Annotated in this window: 2 protein-coding genes; one reads left to right on the top strand and one right to left on the bottom strand. The window is 23.6% G+C overall.

Annotated features, from left to right (window positions below; all coding sequences use genetic code 11):
• On the top strand, positions 1-864 hold an 864-nt coding region (locus AACZ75_RS15635; protein WP_339874144.1), incomplete at its 5' end, for a phage integrase SAM-like domain-containing protein.
• Positions 865-1,101: 237 nt separating this feature from the next.
• On the opposite strand, the gene AACZ75_RS15630 is transcribed toward AACZ75_RS15635, so the two are convergent.
• Positions 1,102-1,821: a hypothetical protein gene (locus tag AACZ75_RS15630; RefSeq protein WP_339874142.1), complete on the bottom strand. Its 720-nt coding sequence runs from the start codon at positions 1,819-1,821 to the stop codon at positions 1,102-1,104.
• Positions 1,822-1,982: the final 161 nt, after the last annotated feature.

Below are 1,982 nucleotides of genomic sequence, written 5' to 3'. Positions count from 1 at the left end.
GCATTTATAAAACATAAAATAGAATTACAAGAAGTAGAAAAAGAAACTATTCAAAAATATAACGTAGTATTTTTAAAGTTTAAAGAATTTCAATTAAAGTATAAAGTAAAATATAAACTAGCAGACCTTAATAATGACTTTTATTCTTTATTTATTTCTTATTTAAGAAAACATCATAAATTATATGACAATACATTGCACAGGTATTTCAATTTTTTTAAATCCTGCTTACTATGGGTTGAAAAAAAAGGCTATAAATTAAATACAGACTATAAAAATTATTCTATTAAAAAACATGAGACTAACGATGTACACCTAACTGAAGAAGAATTAAAGTTATTAGAAGAAGCAGAATTAACAGGTTCTAAATTAAGAGCAAGAGACTTATTTTTAATAGGTGCTTACACTGGTCAAAGGTTTTCAGATTATTCTATGTTTGAAAAAGCAGATGTAAGAGAGGAGGCTATAGTTAAAAAAGCTAAAAAAACTAAGATTACTTCTTTTATTCCTTTGCATAAAAAGTTAAATGCTCTATTAAATAAATATAACTGGATACTTCCAAAAATATCAAGTCAAAAATTTAATGTTAAAATACAGGAAGTATGTAAAGAATTAGAAATAAACGACAGCATAAAAAAAGTTTCTTATATGGGTAATATAAAAAAAGAAGAAATATTTCCTAAGTGGAAACTTATAGGAAGTCACACAGCAAGAAGAACTTTTATTACTTTAATGAGTGAAAGAGGAATGGCAGATCATCAGTTAATGCAGATTGCAGGAATCAAAGATGCTAAGACTTTACAGAAATATAAAAAGTTTAATTTAAATACGTTAATTAATACAAGCAACAAGCTATGGAATTAAGATTTTATAGACTTATTAAAACTATATTTTTTTTTAAGTTTTTTTAAATATTCTTTTCTCCACGTATTATATAAAGACTGTTTTTCATCTAAAGTTAGATGATTGGTTTTGTGTATTGCTTTTGTAAAGTCTTTAAAATTCATGATTTTTTTAGCTTATTAATAAAAACAGAAATCATTTTTTTTATTACGTATATCTTATTAAATTAATTAATTTTTATTTAATAATGAAATTTTACTATTTGTTTTTGCTAATTTCTTTTAATTTTCTTACTTCTTCTACTAAATTATAAGTTTCTATTTCTAAAATTCCATCGTTAATATTTTCTACGACATTCCCTAGTTTGTTTATTTTGTTTATAGCTAAACTATAAGCTGACTCCATTTGTTTAACTTTTTTATCAATTTCTTTTTCTAAAGAAGCTACTTTTTCTAATGTCTGTTTGTGAGCTACTAAGAATTTTTCTCTAGAAATTTCTGACTTTTCTTGTATTTTAATAGCTCTATTTTCTATAGAATCAAAACCTCTTGAAATTACTTCTTTAATTTCATTTTTTCCATTTTGTAAAAATTCTAAAACGTGCAAATGATTAGAATCAATAAGTTTTGATAATTTTTGTTCAACTGTATTAGAAGATTCAGGATAAAATTTGTTCAAATATTTTGTTACTTGTAAAGCTGTAACTGTCATTTCATCTTGTTCTATAACATTATTAGAACTTGTTTCTTTTCCTTTTATCATATCACCCTCTCCATTAACTAACCAGTCATAATTTATGTCTGGAAAAGCTTTAATAATTCTACCTATTGTTTTTGAAGATGGCTTTCTATTTTGATTTATAATTTTAGAAATGGTTACTCCATTTATTAATCCGATTTCTCTACTAAAACTAGAAATAGAGAGCTGCTTAAAGCTAATAAGATGCTTTATTCTGTCGTTAGTTGTTAAATTTTTCAAGGTTTTTTGTTTAGTATTATATTCGTTAGGTTATAAAAGACTGCAACTTTTTTTAAATTAATGTTCTAATTACTTGTTTAATTGTATTCATTAGGTTACTTTTGATTATATAATAATAATAATAACATTAAAATAGTATCAATGACAAGCATACAATTTAC

Source organism: uncultured Brevundimonas sp. (assembly GCF_963975535.1).
GTDB lineage: Bacteria > Pseudomonadota > Alphaproteobacteria > Caulobacterales > Caulobacteraceae > Brevundimonas.
The sequence above is the reverse complement of the archived record's forward strand: the minus strand, read 5'-3'. Positions and strand labels throughout refer to the sequence as shown.